At 71.5% G+C, this 20,043-nt stretch carries 22 protein-coding genes, 1 pseudogene and 2 CRISPR repeat arrays; of the genes and pseudogenes, 4 read left to right on the top strand and 19 right to left on the bottom strand.

The features are described 5' to 3' along the window. Window positions 1–61 precede the first annotated feature (61 nt). From ACIRST_RS03965 to ACIRST_RS03915, 11 genes are all read right to left on the bottom strand, one after another. Complete coding sequence (locus ACIRST_RS03965; protein WP_402799796.1) at window positions 62–760, bottom strand: SDR family oxidoreductase; 699 nt, start codon at window positions 758–760, stop codon at window positions 62–64. Between the two features lie 144 nt (window positions 761–904). Beyond that, window positions 905–1,888, bottom strand: a complete 984-nt coding sequence (locus tag ACIRST_RS03960) for a GNAT family N-acetyltransferase (RefSeq protein ID WP_402799793.1) — start codon at window positions 1,886–1,888, stop codon at window positions 905–907. A 218-nt stretch (window positions 1,889–2,106) separates the two neighbouring features. After that, on the bottom strand, window positions 2,107–3,294 hold the full coding sequence (locus ACIRST_RS03955; protein ID WP_402799790.1) for a methyltransferase domain-containing protein: 1,188 nt from the start codon (window positions 3,292–3,294) through the stop codon (window positions 2,107–2,109). Next, window positions 3,291–3,461: a hypothetical protein gene (locus ACIRST_RS03950; RefSeq protein WP_350525587.1), complete on the bottom strand. Its 171-nt coding sequence runs from the start codon at window positions 3,459–3,461 to the stop codon at window positions 3,291–3,293. Before ACIRST_RS03950 ends, ACIRST_RS03955 begins: the two co-directional genes overlap by 4 nt. 9 nt (window positions 3,462–3,470) lie before the next feature. Then, window positions 3,471–3,623, bottom strand: a complete 153-nt coding sequence (locus tag ACIRST_RS03945; RefSeq protein WP_402799787.1) for a hypothetical protein — start codon at window positions 3,621–3,623, stop codon at window positions 3,471–3,473. Between the two features lie 123 nt (window positions 3,624–3,746). Then, on the bottom strand, window positions 3,747–3,878 hold the full coding sequence (locus ACIRST_RS03940; protein WP_402799784.1) for a hypothetical protein: 132 nt from the start codon (window positions 3,876–3,878) through the stop codon (window positions 3,747–3,749). 152 nt (window positions 3,879–4,030) lie between these two features. Continuing rightward, entirely contained in the window at window positions 4,031–4,534 is a 504-nt protein-coding gene (locus ACIRST_RS03935; protein WP_402799782.1) for a hypothetical protein, read from the bottom strand. Between the two features lie 269 nt (window positions 4,535–4,803). After that, a complete protein-coding gene (locus tag ACIRST_RS03930) occupies window positions 4,804–5,988 on the bottom strand; it encodes a helix-turn-helix domain-containing protein (protein ID WP_402799779.1) in 1,185 nt (394 codons plus the stop codon). 93 nt (window positions 5,989–6,081) lie between these two features. Further along, the gene (locus ACIRST_RS03925; protein ID WP_402799776.1) at window positions 6,082–6,711 is read right to left on the bottom strand and encodes an HAD family hydrolase; all 630 of its coding nucleotides are present in this window, start codon (window positions 6,709–6,711) and stop codon (window positions 6,082–6,084) included. 331 nt (window positions 6,712–7,042) lie between these two features. After that, a complete protein-coding gene (locus tag ACIRST_RS03920; protein ID WP_402799773.1) occupies window positions 7,043–7,522 on the bottom strand; it encodes an NUDIX domain-containing protein in 480 nt (159 codons plus the stop codon). A gap of 209 nt (window positions 7,523–7,731) precedes the next feature. After that, on the bottom strand, window positions 7,732–7,995 hold the full coding sequence (locus ACIRST_RS03915) for a hypothetical protein (RefSeq protein ID WP_350525581.1): 264 nt from the start codon (window positions 7,993–7,995) through the stop codon (window positions 7,732–7,734). A 259-nt stretch (window positions 7,996–8,254) separates the two neighbouring features. Further along, window positions 8,255–8,648: direct repeats of the CRISPR family, unit length 29 nt; unit sequence GTCGGCCCCGCGCTCGCGGGGATGGTCCC. A 38-nt stretch (window positions 8,649–8,686) separates the two neighbouring features. On the opposite strand from ACIRST_RS03915, the gene ACIRST_RS03910 reads away from it, so the two are divergent. Next, window positions 8,687–9,232, top strand: coding sequence for an NUDIX hydrolase (locus tag ACIRST_RS03910; RefSeq protein WP_350525580.1), 546 nt, complete (start codon window positions 8,687–8,689; stop codon window positions 9,230–9,232). A gap of 431 nt (window positions 9,233–9,663) precedes the next feature. Further along, window positions 9,664–9,750: pseudogene (locus ACIRST_RS03905) on the top strand (IS5/IS1182 family transposase); the annotation flags it as partial. A 65-nt stretch (window positions 9,751–9,815) separates the two neighbouring features. Here ACIRST_RS03905 and ACIRST_RS03900 read toward each other — a convergent pair. Then, window positions 9,816–10,079 (bottom strand): hypothetical protein, encoded by a 264-nt coding sequence (locus tag ACIRST_RS03900; RefSeq protein WP_350525579.1) that lies wholly within the window; start codon window positions 10,077–10,079, stop codon window positions 9,816–9,818. A 258-nt stretch (window positions 10,080–10,337) separates the two neighbouring features. Beyond that, a CRISPR array of direct repeats spans window positions 10,338–10,975; the repeat unit is 29 nt; unit sequence GTCGGCCCCGCGCTCGCGGGGATGGTCCC. A 389-nt stretch (window positions 10,976–11,364) separates the two neighbouring features. Between ACIRST_RS03900 and ACIRST_RS03895 the strand changes: the two genes are divergently transcribed. Beyond that, window positions 11,365–11,988, top strand: a complete 624-nt coding sequence (locus ACIRST_RS03895; RefSeq protein WP_402799768.1) for a phosphatase PAP2 family protein — start codon at window positions 11,365–11,367, stop codon at window positions 11,986–11,988. A gap of 7 nt (window positions 11,989–11,995) precedes the next feature. On the opposite strand, the gene ACIRST_RS03890 is transcribed toward ACIRST_RS03895, so the two are convergent. The 5 genes from ACIRST_RS03890 to ACIRST_RS03870 all read right to left on the bottom strand — a co-directional run bounded on the left by ACIRST_RS03890 (window position 11,996) and on the right by ACIRST_RS03870 (window position 17,574). Next, on the bottom strand, window positions 11,996–13,300 hold the full coding sequence (locus ACIRST_RS03890; RefSeq protein WP_402800129.1) for a glutamate-1-semialdehyde 2,1-aminomutase: 1,305 nt from the start codon (window positions 13,298–13,300) through the stop codon (window positions 11,996–11,998). A 134-nt stretch (window positions 13,301–13,434) separates the two neighbouring features. Next, the gene (locus tag ACIRST_RS03885) at window positions 13,435–13,998 is read right to left on the bottom strand and encodes a dTDP-4-dehydrorhamnose 3,5-epimerase (RefSeq protein WP_350525577.1); all 564 of its coding nucleotides are present in this window, start codon (window positions 13,996–13,998) and stop codon (window positions 13,435–13,437) included. Next, window positions 13,995–15,410: a polysaccharide pyruvyl transferase family protein gene (locus ACIRST_RS03880; RefSeq protein WP_402799765.1), complete on the bottom strand. Its 1,416-nt coding sequence runs from the start codon at window positions 15,408–15,410 to the stop codon at window positions 13,995–13,997. Before ACIRST_RS03880 ends, ACIRST_RS03885 begins: the two co-directional genes overlap by 4 nt. Further along, window positions 15,407–16,354 carry a glycosyltransferase family 2 protein gene (locus ACIRST_RS03875; RefSeq protein WP_402799762.1) on the bottom strand — a complete coding sequence of 316 codons (948 nt, stop codon included), beginning with the start codon at window positions 16,352–16,354 and terminating at the stop codon, window positions 15,407–15,409. Before ACIRST_RS03875 ends, ACIRST_RS03880 begins: the two co-directional genes overlap by 4 nt. Further along, window positions 16,351–17,574 carry a hypothetical protein gene (locus ACIRST_RS03870; RefSeq protein ID WP_402800127.1) on the bottom strand — a complete coding sequence of 408 codons (1,224 nt, stop codon included), beginning with the start codon at window positions 17,572–17,574 and terminating at the stop codon, window positions 16,351–16,353. The genes ACIRST_RS03875 and ACIRST_RS03870 overlap by 4 nt, the downstream gene beginning before the upstream one ends. Between ACIRST_RS03870 and ACIRST_RS03865 the strand changes: the two genes are divergently transcribed. After that, window positions 17,516–17,755 (top strand): hypothetical protein, encoded by a 240-nt coding sequence (locus tag ACIRST_RS03865; protein ID WP_402800156.1) that lies wholly within the window; start codon window positions 17,516–17,518, stop codon window positions 17,753–17,755. The genes ACIRST_RS03870 and ACIRST_RS03865 overlap by 59 nt on opposite strands. On the opposite strand, the gene ACIRST_RS03860 is transcribed toward ACIRST_RS03865, so the two are convergent. Both ACIRST_RS03860 and ACIRST_RS03855 read right to left on the bottom strand, forming a co-directional pair. Then, window positions 17,745–19,019 (bottom strand): DUF4910 domain-containing protein, encoded by a 1,275-nt coding sequence (locus ACIRST_RS03860; RefSeq protein WP_402799760.1) that lies wholly within the window; start codon window positions 19,017–19,019, stop codon window positions 17,745–17,747. The genes ACIRST_RS03865 and ACIRST_RS03860 overlap by 11 nt on opposite strands. Next, window positions 19,016–20,041: an SDR family oxidoreductase gene (locus tag ACIRST_RS03855; protein ID WP_350525572.1), complete on the bottom strand. Its 1,026-nt coding sequence runs from the start codon at window positions 20,039–20,041 to the stop codon at window positions 19,016–19,018. The genes ACIRST_RS03860 and ACIRST_RS03855 overlap by 4 nt, the downstream gene beginning before the upstream one ends. Between the last annotated feature and the right edge of the window lie 2 nt (window positions 20,042–20,043).

Genomic DNA, 20,043 nt, shown 5'->3' with positions numbered 1-20,043 from the left:
TCAGCCCGGCTCCGGCGGAGCCGAAGGCGCCTCCCCCGTAAGGCCGTTGGGAGCTCCGACCTCAGCCGACCTGCCCCGTCGGCCGCACCGTGATGTGGTTGATGTCCACGCCGGCGGGCTGGTTGATGGCGAACACGATGGTGTCCGCGATCTGCTCGCCGGTCATCGTGGCGGCTGCCTCGGGGGTGCCGCCGCGGCCGTGCCAGAAGGGGGTGTCCACGATGCCGGGGGCGACAACGGTGACGCCGACGCCGTCCTGGCCGACCAGGAGGCGGGTGTTCTCGGCGAGGGCGTGGGCGGCCCACTTGGTGACGGAGTACAGGTTGCCGGGGGTGTGGCGGACGCCGGCGACCGAGCCGATGATCACGATTCGGCCCTTGGAGGCCCTCAGGTGGGGCAGGGTCTCCTGGATCAGCAGGGCGGGGCCCAGGACGTTGGTGAGGATCATGGCGCGCATGTCCTCGGGGGCGTGGGTCTCCAGGTTGCCGGGCAGGGAGAAGCCGGCGTTCGCTATGACGTTGTCCAGCCGGCCCCAGGTGTCCAGCACCTGGCGGACGGTGGCGGCGACGTCATCCGCTTCGCTCGCGTCGCCGGTGATCGTCAGCAGCCGCTCGCCCGCCCCTGCGGTGGTGGCGAAGGCGGCCAGCTTGCCCGCGTCGCGTCCGGTGACGGCCACGCGGTGGCCCTGCTTGAGCAGGGCGCGGGCGGTGGCGGCGCCGATTCCGGTCGAGCCACCGGTGATCAGCGTGACGGGTTCCATGGGGCGGCCTCCTCGGCGACGGGATCATCGGGGCAGAGCGCCTGCACTATACCCAGCGATCTTCGACGCCCGCTCCGGGCTCTTCCCTGACGGGAGATGGTGTCGAATCCTGTGGACTGATCGGACCGCCCGATGACCGGCCGGTCAGGCAAGCGGCTTGCGGTAGCGGACGTACTCGTTCTGCCGCCGGAACCCCACACTCTCGTAAAGATCGTAGGACCGGTGCGGATTTGACGTGCCCGTGAACAGCCGGGCGGTCGTTGCACCCTGCCCGCGAAGGCTCCGCAGCCCGTCGAGCAACAGGGCCCGGCCGATTCCGCGCCGCTGATGGTCCGTCCGGACACACAGCTCTTCGACCTCGCCCAGGGTGTGGTCGTGACGGCGGATGGAGCAGAGGGCGACGCCGACCATGTCCTGCCCGTTCCATGCAGCACTCCAGCATGCCGGGTCGGCGGTGTCGACGAAGTCCTGGAATGGCCACTTCTGAGTGAAACCGGCGTCCGCATACGCATCGACGACGGTCCTCCAGGCTGCACGGTAGTGGCTTGACCCGATCGGTCCCGTCCGTATCCCGGCCGGCAGTTCGCTGCCCCGGTCGGGCAACTGCTGCAGATCGCGCAGCTCCAGCTCGACCAGGCTGAAGACACGTCGGTAGCCGGCTGCGAGCAGAAGCGCCGTGGCGTCCTGCTCGGTGGCCGTGGCGTTCGCGCCGATCACTGCCGTCCGCGCCGTTCGATGCTGTTCGACGAGCCGGCGGATCCGTTCTTCGGCCCAGCTCAGCATGGCTGAGCCGATGCCCTGGCGGCGATGCTCGGGCAGGAGGTAGCCGCGGTGCAGGTACAGCCATGTGTCGTCCCGCTCCTGCCACCATCGGATCGTCGAGTAGCCGACGACGCTCCCGTCGTGCACCACCAGGATCTGGTTCTTGGACGGCTCCTCCAGCTTGGCAGAGGCTTCGGCGATCTCGGTCGCCGTCGGGAGCCCGTCCACAACCGAACGGGCGTCGACCTGGTCCCGTTCAGCGCAACCCAGCCGCACCACGGCCATGGGGCCGTGGTCTTCGTCGCCGCGATACGGCCGGAACCCGAAGCCGACCGGAAGGTCCTGTCCCGGGGCGCCATTCGACATGGTCGGATGGTCTCGAACTTCGAGGCAGGTCTGCCACCCAATTCATGCTGCGGTCGTCTGCGGCCGTCTGCGGCCGTCGATTCGGTTGCCGTGAACGATTGCTGAGCGGCTGGGTGGCCGTCAGCGATCGTCTCGGACACCCGCGGCACGCCGCCCTGTCGCAGGATGCGGCGAGGCTCCTGGAGATCGAGTCGGGCGGGGCATTCGCGGCCGACCGCCTACGGGAGGGGCCAGCTGTTCTCGGGAGTGTCGAGCCACGCGCGGTGCCGACCGTCGGACGTCACGGTCAGGCCCAGCCGGGTCGGTCCTGGCCGGTCGGCGTCGAGCCACCACCGGTGGGCGACTTCGACCTCCTCCCACAGTCGGCGCGGGCCATGTTGCCACACCGCGTACCGGTCGGTGTCCTCGGTGCCGTCCCAGTCCACGGCGGCCCAGGACCGGCCGTCGGTGCCGGCCACCCACAGCCGCGTCACGACCCCGTCCACACCGGGGTCGTGGTCCCAGACGTGCCAGAGATCGCCGAGGCGGTGCCCGAGCGCGAACCGCGTTTCGAAGCAGCTGTCGGCGACCGCCCACGGGTCGAGCGTCGTCACGGAGGGGACCGGCTGGTGGTCCTCGTGCACGACGTCCCGGAACAGCCGCACGTCCTGCCGTTGGGTGCGCATCAGCATGAACGCGCTGTCGGGCGTGAACCGGCCGACAGCGCTCCCCTCGGCGAGGACCGTCAGGGTGAGCAGGCCGCCGCACACCCACGGATTGTCCCACGGGGCGAGGATCATGCCGCCGGTCCTGGTCTGGGCGATCCACGCCGGCGGGACGCGCCGCAGGGAGCAGGTCGCCACCACACGGTCGTACGACTCGCCGGGCGGCCCGCCCGAGCGGCCGTCACCGCACACCACGGTCGGGGCGTAACCGGCGGCCGCCAGCGTGGCCCGGGCGCGCGCGGCCAGGTAGGGGTCAACCTCGATGGTGGTGACGTTGGCGTCGCCGAGCCGGTGTGCGAGCAGCGCGGCGGTCCAGCCCGTCCCGGTGCCGATCTCCAGGACCCGGGTACCGGGCACCAGTTCGAGCGCATCGAGCATCGTGACCACGATGGAGGGCGCCGACGCCGAGCAGGACGGCCACCTGTCGGCCGCGTCCTCGGGTTCCTGGCCGTCGTTGATCTGCGTCACCACGGGGGCGTCCGCGTAGGCCGCGGCGAGCCAGCGCTCGGGTTCGCTCTCGCGGTCGCAGGGCTCGTACGCATCGCCGTCGGCGAGCCAGACCCGATCGGGGAGGAAGGCGTGACGCGGGGCCGCGGCCGCGGCCTGGCGCCACTCGGGGGCGACCTCGTACCCGAGGGTGCGGGAGACGGCGCGGAGCAGGCCGCACGTGGTGGCCTGCTCCTGGTGCGCGGGACGCGTCACTTGTCGTCGTCCTTGCCGCGGTGCTTTCCGCCGGACGGCGACTTCGCGCTGTCCGGGGAGGGCTTCGAGGTGCCGAAGTCCTTGTCTCCGGCGCGCTTGCCCTGCCCGCCGTCGTTGGAGCCGCTGCCACCGCCGGAGCTGCCGCCCTTACCGATTCCCCATGCCATGGGAGTCTCCTACCTGGTCGTCGTGGTGGTGGCCGTGGTGGTGGCCGTGGTGGCCGTGGTGGCCGTGCTCGTCGTCGCGGTGGCCACCGGGATCATCGGCCCGGGCCCGGGCGGGGCCGGCGGAGCCGGCGGCGGCGCGGGGGTCGTCATGGTGGTGCTCATGGCGGGGGTCCTCTCGGTGAGAGCGTGGTGCAGCCTCCCGGCGAGTGCGCGGGAGGAGATCAGGGGGCGCCGGCCGACGTGGCCGGCGCGGATCCGGGGAATGCAAGTGGGTCGGCGGGCAGGTCAGTCGGCGCAGTGCCGGGGACAGCGGCAGTCCAGCCAGTGGTCGAGCCACAACTCCGCCATCGGCGAGCCCGGCTCGGGAACGACCACGACCACCGGCGAGTAGCCGTGCCGCCGACCGTCTGCGTCCACCTGGTACGTACGCAGGACCAACCCCCGTCGGCGCGCTGTCAACGGAACGAAGTCGACGGTGTAAGCCATCACAGGGCGCCCCGGTTCTCTCGGACGGGAGTTCGCGCGTCGCGCCTCGCGGAGAGGGAGCCGCTGCTGCCCATCGGCCGCAGTCACCTGCCCACCGCCCCGCCCGGGAGGACGCGGTACTGCGCGAGATTCGCCCGACCAAGAACCCACGCCTCGGCGCTCTCCCGGATCGCGAACTCCAGCGGCCGCAATCCACCGGCACCGGCGCTGACCAGGTCGCCGGTCTGGGAATCGCGGATGACCCACGGGTCCCGGTGCCGCCGGTCGTTCAGCAACTGCTCGACGGTGTAACGATTCACGATCCGCTGAGCGACGGTCAGACCGTCGCTGTGCCGCACGCGCACGATGGCACGGCTGCCGTCGGTCAGGCCGATCGTCAGGTCGGTGACGGCGTCGTCGCCCATCCACCGTTCAAGGTCGACGGCGGATCCGCTGCCGAACATCAGCTCCATCCCCCGCCGCTGGCAGGCGTCCATCGGCAGCACGCGCACCGTCTGCCAAAGGACGTCCAAGGCCTTCAGCGTCGGCAGGGTGGCAGGCTCCAGATAGCCGTCCACCGCCACCGTGAGGGGCCCATCGAGCCTCATCGGGTGCCTCCGCCCATGCAGAATGGGTCGCCCGCCACAGTCCAGCCGAGTAAGGCGGACGACTCATCGGTCGGTGTGCAGACACGGCCTGAAGGAGCCGACGGTGGTTCAGATGAACCGCACTCCACGGACGCGTCTCCGTAGAGACGCGCGAGGCTAATCGCTTCCGGATCGAGAACGATCGGGTTCGGTGTCCCTGTCACGCCCTCTACGATCCTCGGGCGCCGGCACCGGAATTACCACAGGCAGTGGTAGAGATCGCTCGTGCTTCAAACGGCCTTCGCCCACCGCGCGAGCGACATCACCCGCTCGTCCCGACCTCGTGTCAGCCGCACCATCGTGGCCAGGGCCATCCGTACCTGACCGTGTTCACGGACGTGCTGAGGGGCGATCTGGCGAGCCACCAGCAGCGACTCGACGGCGTGTCGTGGGCGCCCAAGCTGAACGTGAGCACGGCCTAGGTCGACGTAGTAGTGCGACCGGCGCTCGGCTGGCAGCTCACACGGAGGCACCCACCTGGCCGCGGCCTCGACTGCCTCCTGCAAGTCCTTCGGCTCACCCAGCTCGACCGCCACCGACAACCGGTGGATTTCCACGGAGTTGGGCCCCACAGCCGTGCCATCGTAGAGCCGCTCTCGCACTCGACTCGCAAGCCTTTCTGCCTCACGCAGGTGCGCGCGGGCATCGTCGGCCTGACCCATACGACCGGCCGCAACCGCGGCCCGCATGTGCAGAGCGGCAGCAGCGGCGACCAGCCGCTCAGTCTGCAGCGACGGCAGCCGGTCTACTGCGGCCTGCAGCGACCGCAGTCCGGGGCCGAGTTGCTGAGCTGCGAAGAAGGTCTCCATGCGCACGTATGCTGCCGCTGCATCGAGCGCTGGGTCGGCTGCGGTCTCTGCTGCCCACCGCATCAGCTCCACGAGGCGGGCGCTGAGGTCTCGGTACCCGTACTTGTAGGCCACCGCATCTGCCGAACGGGCCGCCAGGGCAAGAAGACGCGCGGCCTGTTCCCGCTCGCTGCCACGAGTACTGTCGACAGCCCGGAACAGCTCGGCCAGCAGGGCCGGCGCCTGCTCGCTGAGGCGGACGTACTGGGACTGCACCCGGTCCTCAACGCTGGCCTTGACGTCGGCGGCTACCTGCGTAAGGGGCCTGATCGGGCCGTCGTCCGGCAAGTCGTATGCGGCGATAGCCCGCTGGAGATTCGGAATGACCTGGTGAACCCGGCTGTCTGCCCGTACAGGTCCGCCGACCAGTTCCTCAGGGGTTGTCCCGAGAGCATTCGCCAATGCTCCGAGCACCTGGTCGCTCGGATGCCGCTCGCCGTCACCGATCTTCTGAATCATGCTCGGTGAAACTCCGGAGAGTTCGGACAGCTGACGCCGGGACAGCCGGGCCGCAGCACGCGCCGTTTCCAGGCGCAGGCCGAGCGTGGGAGCATTGGGCGCGGGCATACTTGGCTCCGTTCCGTGGTCGCAACGGAACGGTACCGGCGCCGCACAGGCGTCGGGCGAGATCGCCCCGACGGTCACTCGGTTGAGGCAACCTCACTGTCGCCCGACCAGAAGTTCGGCCAACTCGGTCAGTGAGTCGACCGTCCAGTCGGCGTCTTCCGCCGTGGTTGTGAGGCCGATGGGACCGCGGCGGAGATGCGCGGTCCGCAGGCCCGCTGACCGGGCCGGTGTGATGTCGTTCATCGGATGGTCGCCCACGTAGACGATCTCGTGAGGCTCCCCCGGCGCCCACTCGACCACCCGCTCGAAGAACCCGGGGCCCGGCTTCGACACGCCCCACTCTGCCGAGGTGGCGATGCCGTCGGCCGGCAGTCCGAGATCACGGAGGAGCCCGGACACAGCGGCGTTCTGGTTCCCCGCGATGCCCACCCACAGACCGGCCTCACGCAGCCGGGACAGGGCGGGACGCACGTCCGGGTAGAGGTCCGTCTCATCGAGGTAGTCGCCCCGACCCGCAGCCTGTCGGGCCCGCCACTCCGCTGCCACGTCCACACCTGGGCGGAGGATCCGGATGGCATCCGCATTGTCCCGACCCTGGGCCACCACAATGCCCACCAGCGCCGACAGTGTGTGCTGCGGCACTCCAAGCCAACGAGCCCAGTCACCCCAGTAGCGGGTATCGCTGATCAAGGTCTCGCCGATGTCGAACACCACAGATCGCATGAGCCGAGACTACGGAACATCAGCCAGTCTCGTGGGCCCACCGACCGCAAGAGCCCCCGCACTCGCGGGATTTCTCCTCGGCCCGCCCCACGGCGCGAGGCGGCAACCAGTACGACACCACGACACGTGCGGGGATTGCTTCGTGAGCAGGGCCTCAGTCCAAGGGCAGAGGAGTCCGATTGTGGGCGGCGAGGGTCGACGACGGGCCCTCGCATGCGGCGCCCAGCTACTGCCACCGCCCGCACCGGCTCGCGCGCCAGGCGTGACTGGCCGGCCGCAAGTCAACAGACCTGCGCAAGCTGCCGGTAGCCGAGAACCCCGCGCCGGCGCATCAAGGCCGTCGGGCCAGCACCTGCAAGAGCCCGGTGACGGCGACGCCGGCCACGATCTCCCGACGGTCGATCATGTCCTGGATCCGGTCCAACGGGATCCACTCGATCCGGTCCGCCTCATGCGTGTCCACCGGCGGCGCCACGAAAGTGGCACCACGGGCAAGGAACACGTGGTGCTCAGCGTTGCTCATACCGCCGATCGGCTGGTTGTACGCGAGCGGCTCGACCGATTCCACCTGCCACCCTGTCTCCTCCAACACCTCGCGAGCAGCTGCAGCCGCGAGCCTCTCCCCATCCTCCACAATGCCGCTGGGGATCTCCCAGTTCCAGGTCCGCGTGGCGAAGCGGTGCCGCCACATGAGGAGCACCTCGTCCCGGTCGTTGAGAACCACGGTGGCTGCCACCGGAGCAAACCTCACCAGGTGGTGCTCGTAGCGGTCGCGCCCCGACGGCTCAACGTCGACCAGATCAAGGCTCACCCACGGGCTGGTGTACAGAGGCCGGCTACCGTGAACGGTCCATTTGCTGCTCACGGGCACCTCGTGATCTAGACGGGACGGGTCGGGCGTCATCCTGCTAGAAGTGCCTACGGCGCCCGTAAAGCCGGAACTGCTCTCAGGTCGGCGCGCGCCCGGATCATGGGTCTCGCTTCAAGGGATCCACGAAACGGACTGTTTCTGTGGCGACCCTAGGTAACCGCGTCGGCGTCTCGGACCCTGACGATGACCAGCTGGTCCGGGTGCTCGATGCGATCGAAGGAGTCGGGGTCGGCCTCGCGGATGGCCCTGCGCAGGGCCCGGTGGATGTGTGCAATGGCCGGCCCGCGTCCGGGCACCCGGGCGGGGCCTGTGACCCGGACACGGAGAGTCCGCCGGGCAGGCTCGGGCTCGGCATCCGGCTCGACGGCGATGACATAGTCGATCACGTACTCGAACTCGACCTGAGCATCCATGGCACCGCGTGCATTCCGATCGTGACGCCCAGTCAGCAAGCGAACTTCGCCGGGGCACCTGCGCCCATGGGCATGGCTAACCGGTGTCCACTGGTTGACTTGGCAGCCCCATCGGCCTCGCGCGTACGAGGTTCTCCGGTAGGTTGCTCGGCAGACCGCTACTACTCAGCGAACACGAGCCAGCCGCACGTACGGTGGATCCGGATTCGAACTGAACTGAATGGCACTCACTGAGGCAGATCACAGCAGCTCAGGAAGTGTCGGCCCCGCGCTCGCGGGGATGGTCCCAAGGCCGGCTCCACCGGCGCGGATCCGGCCCGGTCGGCCCCGCGCTCGCGGGGATGGTCCCTGCTTGGTGCGCACCGGGCCTTCGATGCGTACGTCGGCCCCGCGCTCGCGGGGATGGTCCCGCCGGCCAGTCCCTCAACCAGATCGCCCGCAAGTCGGCCCCGCACGCGCGGGGATGGTCCCTTCTACAACCAGACCGGCGGCGCCCTCACTGAGTCGGCCCCGCACGCGCGGGGATGGTCCGATCAACGGCCAGGTCTACCTGATGGACCAGGTGTCGGCCCCGCGCTCGCGGGGATTGCTCCACCCTGTGGGCGCACATGATGACCACCTCGGAGTCGGCCCCACGCTTGTGGGGAGACTCCTGAGGATGTGGGCCTGACCGCGCACGTAAGGGGTTGCCATGGAGTGGGAGACGTTCGGGAGTCGGCAGGTGTACGGCAGCCCGTGGGTCGAGGTGTGGCTGGATGACGTCGAGGTGCCCGGCCTCGGCCGGATTGCCCACCACGTCGTCCGCTACCCCCGCGCATCGACCACCGCTGTCGTCACCGACGACACTGGCCGGTTCCTTCTTCTCTACAGGCACCGGTTCATCACCGGCCGCTGGGGCTGGGAGGTACCGGCCGGCTGGGCCGAGCCCGGTGAGGACCCGGCAGCGGCGATCGCTCGCGAGGTCGAGGAGGAGACCGGTTGGCGGCCCGGCCACGTCGAGCTGCTGACCGAGTACGACGCCATGGCCGGCATCTCCGACGCACACTTCCGCTGCTTCCATGTCACCGGCTGCACCCGCATCGGTCCGCCGGAAGACGCCTCCGAGGCCACCCGGGTGGAGTGGCTCAGCGAGGCAGAGGTGGTCAAGCTACTGGTGGGCGGGGAGGTCGCCGACGGCCCGTCGCACGCTGCACTGTCCTACTACCTGGGCCCGCACCGGTTGGCCCAACAAGCTTGACCCTTGTGGTCACGCGCCGCAGCAGCGAACCTGTGGTGGCGACCAGCGCGGCGGCCAGGTTCGCGGGCAGCTCGGTGATCAGTGCCACAAGGGTCCCGTGTTGCCGCCGCAGTTAGCAGAGCAATCGCCGGCGCCGGATGCCGCGGTCAAGATCAGCCCGAAGACGATAAGAGCCAGGACGATCCAAGCCACATGGGCGAAGTCATTGCCAGGTGGGATCTTCCGACCGCTGCGCTGCGGCACCTCAGTGTGGCTCTCGGGCTCGCCACTGGGTTCGTCGTGTTCCTCTGCCGCCATCGTGTCATCCCCCGTCGCGGTGTGTCCTCTCATGGCACGACGTCAGATCCCGTCCGTCAAGGCCTGCGGCGGGTCGCTCGCGGGAAGAGCCGCACCGGCTTGACGGATCGTCGCGGACGGGGAGGGAGTGGACGCTGCGCTCTGGCCGGCTCAAGGGCGACGGCGTCCACCACGCCATGCTCGGCATCGCCCGCCTCCACAACCTTCTACAGGCCGCATAGCCCGACCCACCGGCGATCAGCCCACCTCGTCCCGGCCATCTCAACGGTCAATTACGGGACACTCCTTAGGCGGCCGCGTCGGCGTCTCGGACCCTGACGATGACCAGCTGGTCCGGGTGCTCGATGCGGTCGTAGGCGTCGGGGTCGGCCTCACGGATGGCCCCGCGCAGGGCCCGGTGGATGTGTGCAATGGCCGGCCCGCACCCGGGCACCGGGGCGGGGTCCGTGACCCGGGCAGAAAGAGTCCGCCGGGCCGGCTCGGGCTCGGCGTCCAGCTCGACGGCGATGACATAGTCGATCACGTACTCGAACTCGACCTGAGCATCCATGGCACCGCGTGTATTCCGATCGTGACGCCCAGTCAGCAAGCGAGCTTCGCCGGGGCACTGCGCCCATGGGCATGGCTACCCGGTGTCCACTGGTTGACTTGGCAGCCCCATCGGCCTCGCGCGTACGAGGTTCTCCGGTAGGTTGCTCGGCAGACCGCTACTACTCAGCGAACACGAGCCAGCCGCACGTACGGTGGATCCGGATTCGAACTGAACTGAATGGCACTCACTGAGGCAGATCACAGCAGCTCAGGAAGTGTCGGCCCCGCGCTCGCGGGGATGGTCCCTACATCGGCAAGACGGGAACGTTCTCCGGCACGTCGGCCCCGCGCTCGCGGGGATGGTCCCGGCGAGCACGGCACGGCCCAGCGCTACCTCATGTCGGCCCCGCGCTCGCGGGGATGGTCCCCTCATGGACCGCTACCAGGCCCGGGTCGATCGGTCGGCCCCGCGCTCGCGGGGATGGTCCCGTCTCGGGGGTGAGCTGGTCCGTCGGTTCGGGGTCGGCCCCGCACTCGCGGGGATGGTCCTGTGCACGAGGTCCGGATCTTCCGCACCACCCCGTCGGCCCCGCACGCGCGGGGATGGTCCCGTGACCTTCACCTTCCCGGCCGGCCTGTTCGCGTCGGCCCCGCGCTCGCGGGGATGGTCGGGCGACCCGGACGAGCTGATCCGCCCCGCCGAGGTCGGCCCCGCGCTCGCGGGGGTAGTCCCGCAGACATCGAGCAGCAAGTCCGCAAACTCCTGTCGGCCCCGCACGCGCGGGGATAGTCCTCGCCTTTGGATGACGGACGCCAAGGACGCAAGGTCAGCCCCGCACGCGCGGGGATAGTTCCCACGAGATCCGTGTGAAGGGCAAGGAGGGCCAGTCAGCCCCGCGCTCGCGGGGATTGCTCCGTGTTCGAGAAACCTGCCGAGGAGACGATGCGGGATGGTCCCGGCTGGTCGGGCATCGGATACTCGTTCGTGGTGTCGGCCCCGCACTGGTGGGGATGGTCCGATTCCGAAGGTGAGCACCGGTATGGCGACCGCGTCTGCCCTGCACTTGCGGGGATGGTCCCATCTCGCGGAGGGCTCGGTCGGTCTCGTAGCGGTCGGCTCCGCGGCTGCGGGGAGAGTCCTGGGGGCGCATGCGGCCCGGCTGCAGGGGTGGGGCGCCCGCTTGGTGGGTCCCGTTTCTTGGGTGCCGTGAATCGCGATACAGCCCGCGGTTTGTGACGGTCTGTCAGACTTGTTCCCGGCCGGGGCTTCGGCGGCTCTCTGTGTCGTGGGGCGGGGTGGGTGGGTGAGCGGGCGGTTGGTGTCTGCGGCGAGTCGGGTGTGGCTCGGGGTCGTCGCTTCGGTGGCTGCGGTGGTGGTCACCGTGGGCGGGGTTCGGTATGCGGGTGCGGGTGGGCCCGGGGTGGTGGATGCTCGGGTTCAGTCGGCGGTGTACGGGGTGGGGCAGCCGTGGCGGGGTGTCGCGCTGGTCCTGGACTTCCTGGGGGAGCCCGTGGGTTCGACGCTACTGGTCGTGGCCGTGGTAATCGGCTGTCTGCTGGGCCGGCGTCCTCGGGGGGCGGTGCTCGTCGTGGCCGGTGTCGGTTTGACGGTGGGGACGGCGACGGTGCTCAAGCACGTGGTGGGACGCACCATCCACGGCGACGGCAACCTGTCCTACCCGAGCGGGCACACGGCCTTCTTCACCGCGCTGGCCCTCGCGGTCGCGCTGGCCGCGCCGCGCCACCGCGGCCCCCTCGTGCTCGGTGGGGCGGCGGTGGCGGCGGGCGCCGCCATGGGGTGGGCACAGGTCGCGCTGGGCGCGCACTACCCGACCGATGTGCTGGGCGGCTGGTGTACGGCGCTGGTGGTGGTTCCGGTGACCGCGTGGTTGGTCGACCGGACCGCCGATCGGGCAGCCAGGGCCTGAGGTCACGTCACGCGAAGCGCCGGAACACCGGTTTCACCGGCCGGCCGCCCAGCCAGGGGGTGGGGTCACCGGCGTCCAGTGCCTTCCGGTAGACGGCGCACGCCCCGGCCACCGCCTCGACGGTGCGCTCGATGTCGTCCTCCCCCAGCGCGCTGCTCACCACGAACGACGGGGCCAGGACGCCGCCGGCGAGCAGTCGGCGCAGGAACAGGGTGCGGTACGGCTGCGACGGCTGTCCCTTCTCGTCGAGGGTGGCGAAGACCAGGTTGCTGGCCCGCCCCCGGACGAGGACGTGGTCGCCGACGCCCGCTCCGGCTGCTGCCTCGCGGACGCCCGCGGCGAGGCGCTCGCCGAGGGCGTGCAGCCGCGCGGTGATGCCCTCCTCCACGTACGTGGTGAGGACGGCCATGGCCGCGGCCAGCGCGTGTGTCTCGGCACCGTGCGTGGTGGACAGCAGGAAGACGCGGTCGCCGGAGTGCCGCAGCCCGCCGCGTTCCATCAGTTCGCGGCGCCCGGCCAGTGCGGAGACGGCGAAGCCGTTGCCGAGGGCCTTGCCGAAGGTGGAGAGGTCGGGGACGACACCGTAGAGGCCCTGGGCGCCGGCCTCGGACCAGCGGAGGCCGGTGATCATCTCGTCGAAGATCAGCACGCAGCCGTGCCGGTCGGCCAGTTCGCGCAGGCCGGCGAGGTACCCGGGCGGCGGCTCGGTGTGGCCGGCGGGTTCGAGGATCAGGCAGGCGACCTCGTCCTGGTGGCGGGTGAGCAGTTCTTCCGTGGCGGCCAGGTCTCCGTACGGGAACGCCACGGTGAGTTCGGTGGTCGACGCCGGGACTCCGGCGGACATCGGCGTGGTGCCGATGAACCAGTCGTCGACGGAGAAGAACGGGTGGTCGGCGCAGATGGCCACCCGCGAGCGTCCGGTGACGGCGCGGGCGAGGCGCACCGCGGCGGTGGTGACGTCGGAGCCGTTCTTCGCGAACTTCACCATCTCGGCGGTCGGCACCGTGGCCAGGAACCGCTCCGCGGCCTCGACTTCCAGGACGGACGGGCGGACGAAGTTGCAGCCGCGGTCGAGTTCGCGCCGCACCGCCTCCAGCACGCGGGGGTGGGCGTGGCCGAGGCTGACGGACCGCAGGCCGGAGCCGTACTCGACGTAGCGGTTGCCGTCGACGTCCCACACGTGGGCACCGCGGCCGTGGCTGATGACCGGGGCCAGGTTCTCGGGGTACTGGTCGTCGCCTTTGGCGTAGGTGTGCGCGCCTCCGGGGATCAGGGCGTGCAGCCGCTCGTTCGCCGCCCGCGACCGGGGCAGGGCGAACTCCTCGTTCGCCCCCGCCCCTTCGACGCCCGCAGCGCCCGCCGCGCCTGCAGTACCCGCAGCGCCCACGGCGCGCACGGCTTCCGCAGTGCCCACAGTGCCTTCGGTGCCTACGGTGTGTTCGGTGCTCACGTCGGCCTCTCCTCCTCCTTGTGCTTCAGGGCCTCGGCGAGGCTCGGTGCCTCCCGGTCCCGCTTGGACATCGACACGGCCGGCAGCGGCCAGGGGACGGCGAGCTCCGGGTCGTCGAAGGCGATCGTCACGTCCTCGGCCGGGTCGTGCGGGCGGTCGATCCGGTACGAGACGTCGGCGGTCCCGGTCAGCGCCTGGAAGCCGTGCGCGCACCCCGCCGGGATGTACACGCTCACCTGGGTCTCGCCGGACAGTTCGAAGTGGGCCTGGTTGCGGTAGGTCGGCGAGTCGGGCCGCAGGTCCACGACGACGTCGAAGACCTTCCCGTACGAGCACCGCACCAGCTTGGCCTCGCCGGCGCCGGAGCGCAGGTGCAGGCCGCGCAGCACGCCCTGCACCGAGCGGGACAGGCTGTGCTGGACGAAGGCGTCCGGGTCGAGGCCCACCGAGCGGATCACGTCGGCGTCGAAGGTGCGGCAGAAGAAGCCGCGTTCGTCAGCATAGGGCGTCGGCTCGAACAGGAACGCGCCGCTGATCGCCGGGACTCTGGTCACCTTCACTGTGTCTCCCGCAGGTCGTGGCCGTGGGTGTGGGTGTGGGTGTGGGTGTGGGTACGAGTGTGATCGAGGGCGTCGGCGCGGTCGAGGGCGTCGGCACGACCGCGGTCGGCCGCCGGGAAGAGGGCCGCGGTCAGGGCGTCGAACTGGTGCTGCACGCGCCGCGCGGCGGTCACGTTCCGCTCGACGAGGGTCCGGCGCAGCTCCGCCGATCGCTGTTCCAGCGCCCGGAACTGTTCGAGCAGCCGGTCGGCGTCGACCTCGCGCGCCGGGTGGCAGTACGCGCCGAGGCCCATGTCCGCCATCAGCGCCTCGCTCTTCGTCGCGTAGCAGAGGGCGAGCACCGGCGTTCCGGTCTTCAGGGCGCAGATCAGGTTGTGGTAGCGGACCGCGACCACGGTGTCGGCGACCGCCATCTCCTTCATCAGGTCGGCCAGGGAGGCCGGCTCGGCGGCGGTGACCAGCGGCGAGTCCACCGCGTCGAGGATCGCGGCGACCACCGACGCGTCGCAGCGGTCGCCGGTGAGCAGGCGGACCGGCCGGCCCTCCTCGACCATCGTGCGGACGAACCGGATCGTCCCGTCGAGGTAGCGCCGGTGGATCTCGTCGGCCCGGGCGCGGTCGTCGTTGCCCCCGTGGAAGTCCATGACACCGAGGCAGACCAAGCCATGCGGAGGCGGCGGCTCACTCCCCGACGGCTCACTCCCCGACGGCTCACTCCCCGAGGGCTCGGGAGACGGCACGCTCGCCGTCGGCGCCGGCAGGGAGAAGGCGAGGTCCGGGTAGACCTCGTCGCGCGAGGTGTCCACGCCCATCGCCCGCATCGCGTCGCGCGAGGGGCCGTCCCGGTACGACCGGTACGCGGCCAGCCGCGCCGACCAGCGCACCAGGGCCCGGGTCGGCCGGTTGCCGATCTCGGCGGCGCCGACGCTGACCAGCGCGATCCTGGTGCCCAGCAGCCGGCCGCTCGCGCAGAGCAGGAACAGCGCGTACGGGAAGCCCCACGGCCTCAGCGGCAGCGTGGCCTCCAGGACGCCCATGCCGGGCACGATCACCACGTCGTGCCGGCGCACCCAGGCCGCGGTGCGGACGACGTCGACGAGTTTGCCGAGGCCCTTCGCCGCGATCGAGCCCGCCCGGGACGCGGTCCGGTACTCCGACCGGTTCCAGTGCAGCCGCGTGGCGGGGATCCCGAACCGGGTCGTCACGGCTTCGGGGCCGCCGCAGAGCGCGTCCACGACCGCCTCCGGGTGCTCGGCGCGGAGGTAGCCGAGCACGGCTTCCAGCGAGCCGTCGTTGCCGAGGTTGCCGGAGCCGAGCAGCCCGAACAGCCCGACGCGCACCGGCGTTCCGGACGCCCTGACACGACCCCCGTCCCCGTCCCCGCCCCCGCCCTCGCCCCGTACGGCCGTCATGCCCGCCTCCCCTCACGGCCGGCCACGAGGGCGTCGACGTCCACGGTGAGCAGGGCCGGGTCGACCGGGGCGCGGTCCTCGACCCGCTCGCCGGCGCCGGGCCGCAGCCGGCTGGTCATCCACGCGGCCAGGTGGCGGTAGCACTCGCGCCGGTCGGCCGGGCTCAGCGGCGCCCGCCGGATCGCCGACGCGAACCCCCAGACGTACTCGGCGAGCAGCCGGGGCGTCGGGTGCAGCGGGCCGGCCCGGCGCGGGTCCAGGTTGACGCACCGGGAGCGCTTGGACGGGTTCGCCCGCTCGGCGCGGGTGGGGTGGTCGCGGCGGAAGTACAGCAGCTGCGGCACCTGGTGGAACGGCCCGTGCAGGGTGATTTCGGCGACGTAGGTGCGGTCGGCGTGGTGGTAGCTGTCCATCGGCTTCACCCGGCGCAGGACGTCGGTCCGCATCACTCCGTAGAAGTCGTCGCCGCCGGGCTCGAACAGCAGGCTGCGGAAGCGCTCGGGCGCGCGCGGGGAGTCGGTGGTGAGCCCGTACTCGTACGGGACGGTCACCTGGCCGTCGCCGTCGATGACCGCCTGGCCGGTGTGCGCGAGGATGATGTCCGGCCGCTCGTCCAGGGCCTCCACGCAGCGCAGCAGGAGGTCCCGGCCGTACAGGTCGTCGTGCGAGGCCCACTTGAACAGCTCGCCGCGGGCCTCGTCGAGCACGCGGTTGTGGTTGGGCGTGGCGCCGATGTTGCGGGGCAGCCGGAGGTAGCGGATGCGCGGGTCCTTCGCGGCGTACGCGCGGCAGATCTCCTCGGTCCCGTCGGTCGAGGCGTTGTCGGAGACGAGGAGTTCGTAGTCCTCGTAGGTCTGGCCGAGCAGGGCGTCGAGCGACTCGGCGAGGTACTCCTCGCCGTTGTACACGGGCAGGCCGATGCTGAGCCTGGGTCGGGCGGTCATGAGGTCCTCCCTTGGGGGACGGGTGTGCGGTGGTGCTCGCGCAGGGCGGACCGCAGTTGCAGCCACCAGACGGCGGAGCCGCTGAGGGTCGCGGCGGCGACGCCCCAGGCCGAGCCGACGGTGCCGCCGGCGGCGGCTCCGCCGAGCCCGCCGCCGACGTAGCAGGCGGAGGCGAGGAGTTGGCAGCGCAGGCTGCGCCGGGCCGCGCCGAGCGCGCGCAGCCCGGCCGCCGCGCCGGTGCCGAGGCCGGCGCCCGCGACGCCGAGGGTGATCGGCACGATGAGCTGTGAGGAGGAGTGCCAGACGTCGCCGAGCGCCAGCTCGCCGAGCCGGCCGGGCATCAGCAGCAGGGCCGAGCCCCAGAGCAGCGCGCCGACGGCCTGGCCGCCGCCCAGCAGGAGGCAGAACCCGCCGAGCCGGTGCGAGGCCTGCCGCAGGACGCGTGCCGCCTCCGGGACGGTGACCAGCGAGAGCCCCATGAGCACGGCCAGGAACGGGCCGAGCAGGAGTTCGGCGCCGCGCACCGCGCCCACCGCGCCGACCCCGGCGATCGCGCCGAGCCCGTACGCCCGCAGCTGGCTGGCGCCGCTGAGGCTGACGTTCTCGACCAGGTATCGGTAGCCGAGGTCGCGCTGTTCGCGGAGCCAGCCGCGGGCCTCGGCGATCCGGGGCCGGATGCCGGACTGGAGGTAGCCGTAGCCGGCCGCCACGGTGGCGGACGCGCCCCAGGCGAGTACGAAGGCGGCCACGCTGCCGACCCGGGCGGCCACCACCATGGCCGGGACGAGCGCGACTCCCCACACGACGTCGTTGACGAACGCCTTCCGCCCGGCGCCGGCGGCGAAGAACGAGAACCGCCAGGCGTCCTGGAGCAGCAGCCCGGGCATCATGACGGCGAGGGCGGCGAACGCGGCGCCGACCCGGCCGCCGAGGCCGAGCCCGGCGACCAGGCACACCGCGCCGATGGCGGTGCCGACGCCGAGGGCGGTGCCCGTGGACCGGGCCACCGCCCCGCGCCAGGACGCCTCGGGCACGCCGCTGAAGCGCACCACGAGCGGGTCGGTGGCCAGCCCGCGGGAGACGTTGAGCACCACGCCGTACGTCACCCAGGCGAGGCTGAACACGCCGAACGCGGTCACCCCCAGGGAGCGTGCCACGTAGATGCCCACGGCGAAGTTGCTGACGCTGGAGGCCGCCTGGTCGGCGAGCCCCCAGGACAGCCGGCCGACGAGGGCCCGCCGGGCGGTCCGCCGGCCGTCGCCGACCGGGGCCGACGACCCAGCCGTCGCCGACCCAGCCGTCGCCGACTCAGCCGTCGCCGACGCCGCAGCTTCCTCCCCCGTGCCGGTCGTCGCCACCGGCCCCTTCGCCCCCGCCCCCGCCGCCCCCGTCATGTCTTGATCAGCCCGGCGCCGTGCAGGGCGTCGGCCGCGACGGCGACGGTGTCGAACGGCAGCCCGGAGCGCTCGGCCACGTCCAGCAGGCTGTGCTCGCCGTCGGAGAGGCTGAGCACCCAGAGCATGGCCATCTGGGCCTGCTTGGCGTCGCTGCGGCCGCCGAGCGACTCGTACAACCCGCGCCGCCCCAGCTGCGGTTCGCCGTAGGGGCTGAGGTTGAGGTACCGCCGGTTGCGGTCGAGGACGTCGAACGCCTCGCGGCAGACGGCGAGCGTGTCCGCCATCGCCTCCGGCGAGACGAAGTCCGGGTTGTCCGCCGAGGTGTGGTACTCGGGGTACCCGGCGTACGGGGTCCGGCTGAGCGAGCCCACGCCGAGGTCGAACCCGGGCGAGCAGAACTGCCGCTCGTCGTAGCCGTACGGGGTGAACTCGGTGATGCGGTGCGGGCGTTCGGAGGTGAGCAGCACGTGCTGCAGCACCTGGTCGATCTCCGCGTCGCCGCGCCTGCTCTGCTTGTACGTCAGCGAGCCCCGGTCCCCGGCGCAGGCCAGCACCAGCCCGTGCTTGACCCGCTCGACCCGTTCCGCATTGCGGGCCAGCCAGGTGATCGCCCCGATGGTGCCGGGCGCGAACAGGAACCGGTAGGTGTACCAGGGCGTCCGCTGCGCCAGCTCCCTGGCGAGGAACGTCGCCACCGCGATGCCCGCCAGGTTGTCGTTGGCCAGCGACGGGTGGCAGACGTGGCAGGAGACGATCACCTCGTCGGGGACCTGCCCGGGGACGACGTGCTCGGCGTAGGTGAGGTGGCCGTCCGCGAGCGTGGAGTCGATGCGGACCTCGTAGTCGCCGTCCGGCAGCGCGTCCAGGGTCTCCTGGGCCAGGCAGAACCCCCAGTCCGGCGTGTAGTAGCTGGTGCGGTACGGCACCCAGGTCGGCTGTTCCGGCAGGGTGTGCAGGTGTCCGCGCAGCTCGGCCAGCGGCATGGTGGCGGACACCGGCACGCTGTAGCCGAGCACGTGCAGGCTGGACGCCGCGAAGTCGACGACCCGGTTGCCGGCCGGGTCGGCGACGTAGGCGTCCCGGATGTTCCACTCCTGCGGCACCGTCCAGTCGAGCACCTGGGTCCCGGTCGGCACCTCGTGCACCTGCAGCGGGAGATACTCGCCGACGATGTCCAGGGTGGCGCGCACACCGTCGCCGGTGATGCTCCGGCAGATCGGGTACAGCCGCTCCACCAGCGCGTGCATCTCCTCGCCGGGCGTGCTCATCGGCGCCACCGCAGGGTGTCGTCGACGGTGCCGGCCGCGGACGCCTCGCGCAGCACGGCCAGTCGGGTGAAGCGCTGCTCGAAGGCCTCCTTGGTGAGGCCGAACTCGCGGTAGGCCTCGGCGAGTTCGAGCGCGCCCCGCTGGACGGTCCACTCGCACGCGAAGTCCGGGACGGCGGCCCGGAAGCGGGAGAAGTCCACCCGGTAGGAGCGCGGGTCGGCGCCCGCCTCCCCGGTGATCCGCACCTTGGAGCCCTCCACCGCCTCGGCGACCTGCTCGGCGATCTCGGCGACGGTGACGTTGTTGGTCTCGCTGCCGATGTTGAACGCCTCGTCGTGCACCGCCTCCCTCGGCGCGACCAGCGCGGCCGCGAAGGCCCGGGCGATGTCGGCGGCGTGCACCAGCGGGCGCCAGGGGGTGCCGTCGGAGAGCACCAGCACCTCGCCGGTCAGCAGCGCGTGGCCCACCAGGTTGTTCAGCACGATGTCGGCGCGCAGCCGGGGCGAGTAGCCGAAGGCGGTGGCGTTGCGCATGAACACCGGGCTGAAGTCGCCGTCGGCCAGGTCGTGCAGGTCGTCCTCCACCCGCACCTTGGACTCCGCGTACGGCGTCACCGGGCGCAGCGGGGCGTTCTCGGCGACCAGCTCGTCGCCGCCCGCGGCGCCGTAGACCGAGCAGGTGGACGCGTACAGGAAGCGCCGCACCCCGGCGTCCCGGGCCAGTTCGGCCAGCCGGACGGAGGCGTGGTGGTTGATGTCGTAGGTGAGGTCGGGGGCCAGCGAGCCCAGCGGGTCGTTGGACAGCGCGGCCAGGTGGATCACGGCGTCCACCCCGGCGACGTGCTCGGCCGTGACGTCGCGCAGGTCCACCCGGTGCCCGGCCGGGTCGGCGGGCGCCGGGCCCAGCACGCAGTCGGCGAACAGGCCGGCGTCGAGCCCGACGACCTCGTGCCCGGCGGCCGCGAGGACCGGGGCCATCACGGTGCCCAGGTACCCCTGGTGTCCGGTCAGCAGTACGCGCATTG

It is taken from the genome of Kitasatospora sp. NPDC101447, from assembly GCF_044767225.1.
In the GTDB taxonomy this organism is placed as follows: domain Bacteria; phylum Actinomycetota; class Actinomycetes; order Streptomycetales; family Streptomycetaceae; genus Kitasatospora.
This window is presented reverse-complemented; position numbering and strand designations above follow the sequence as displayed.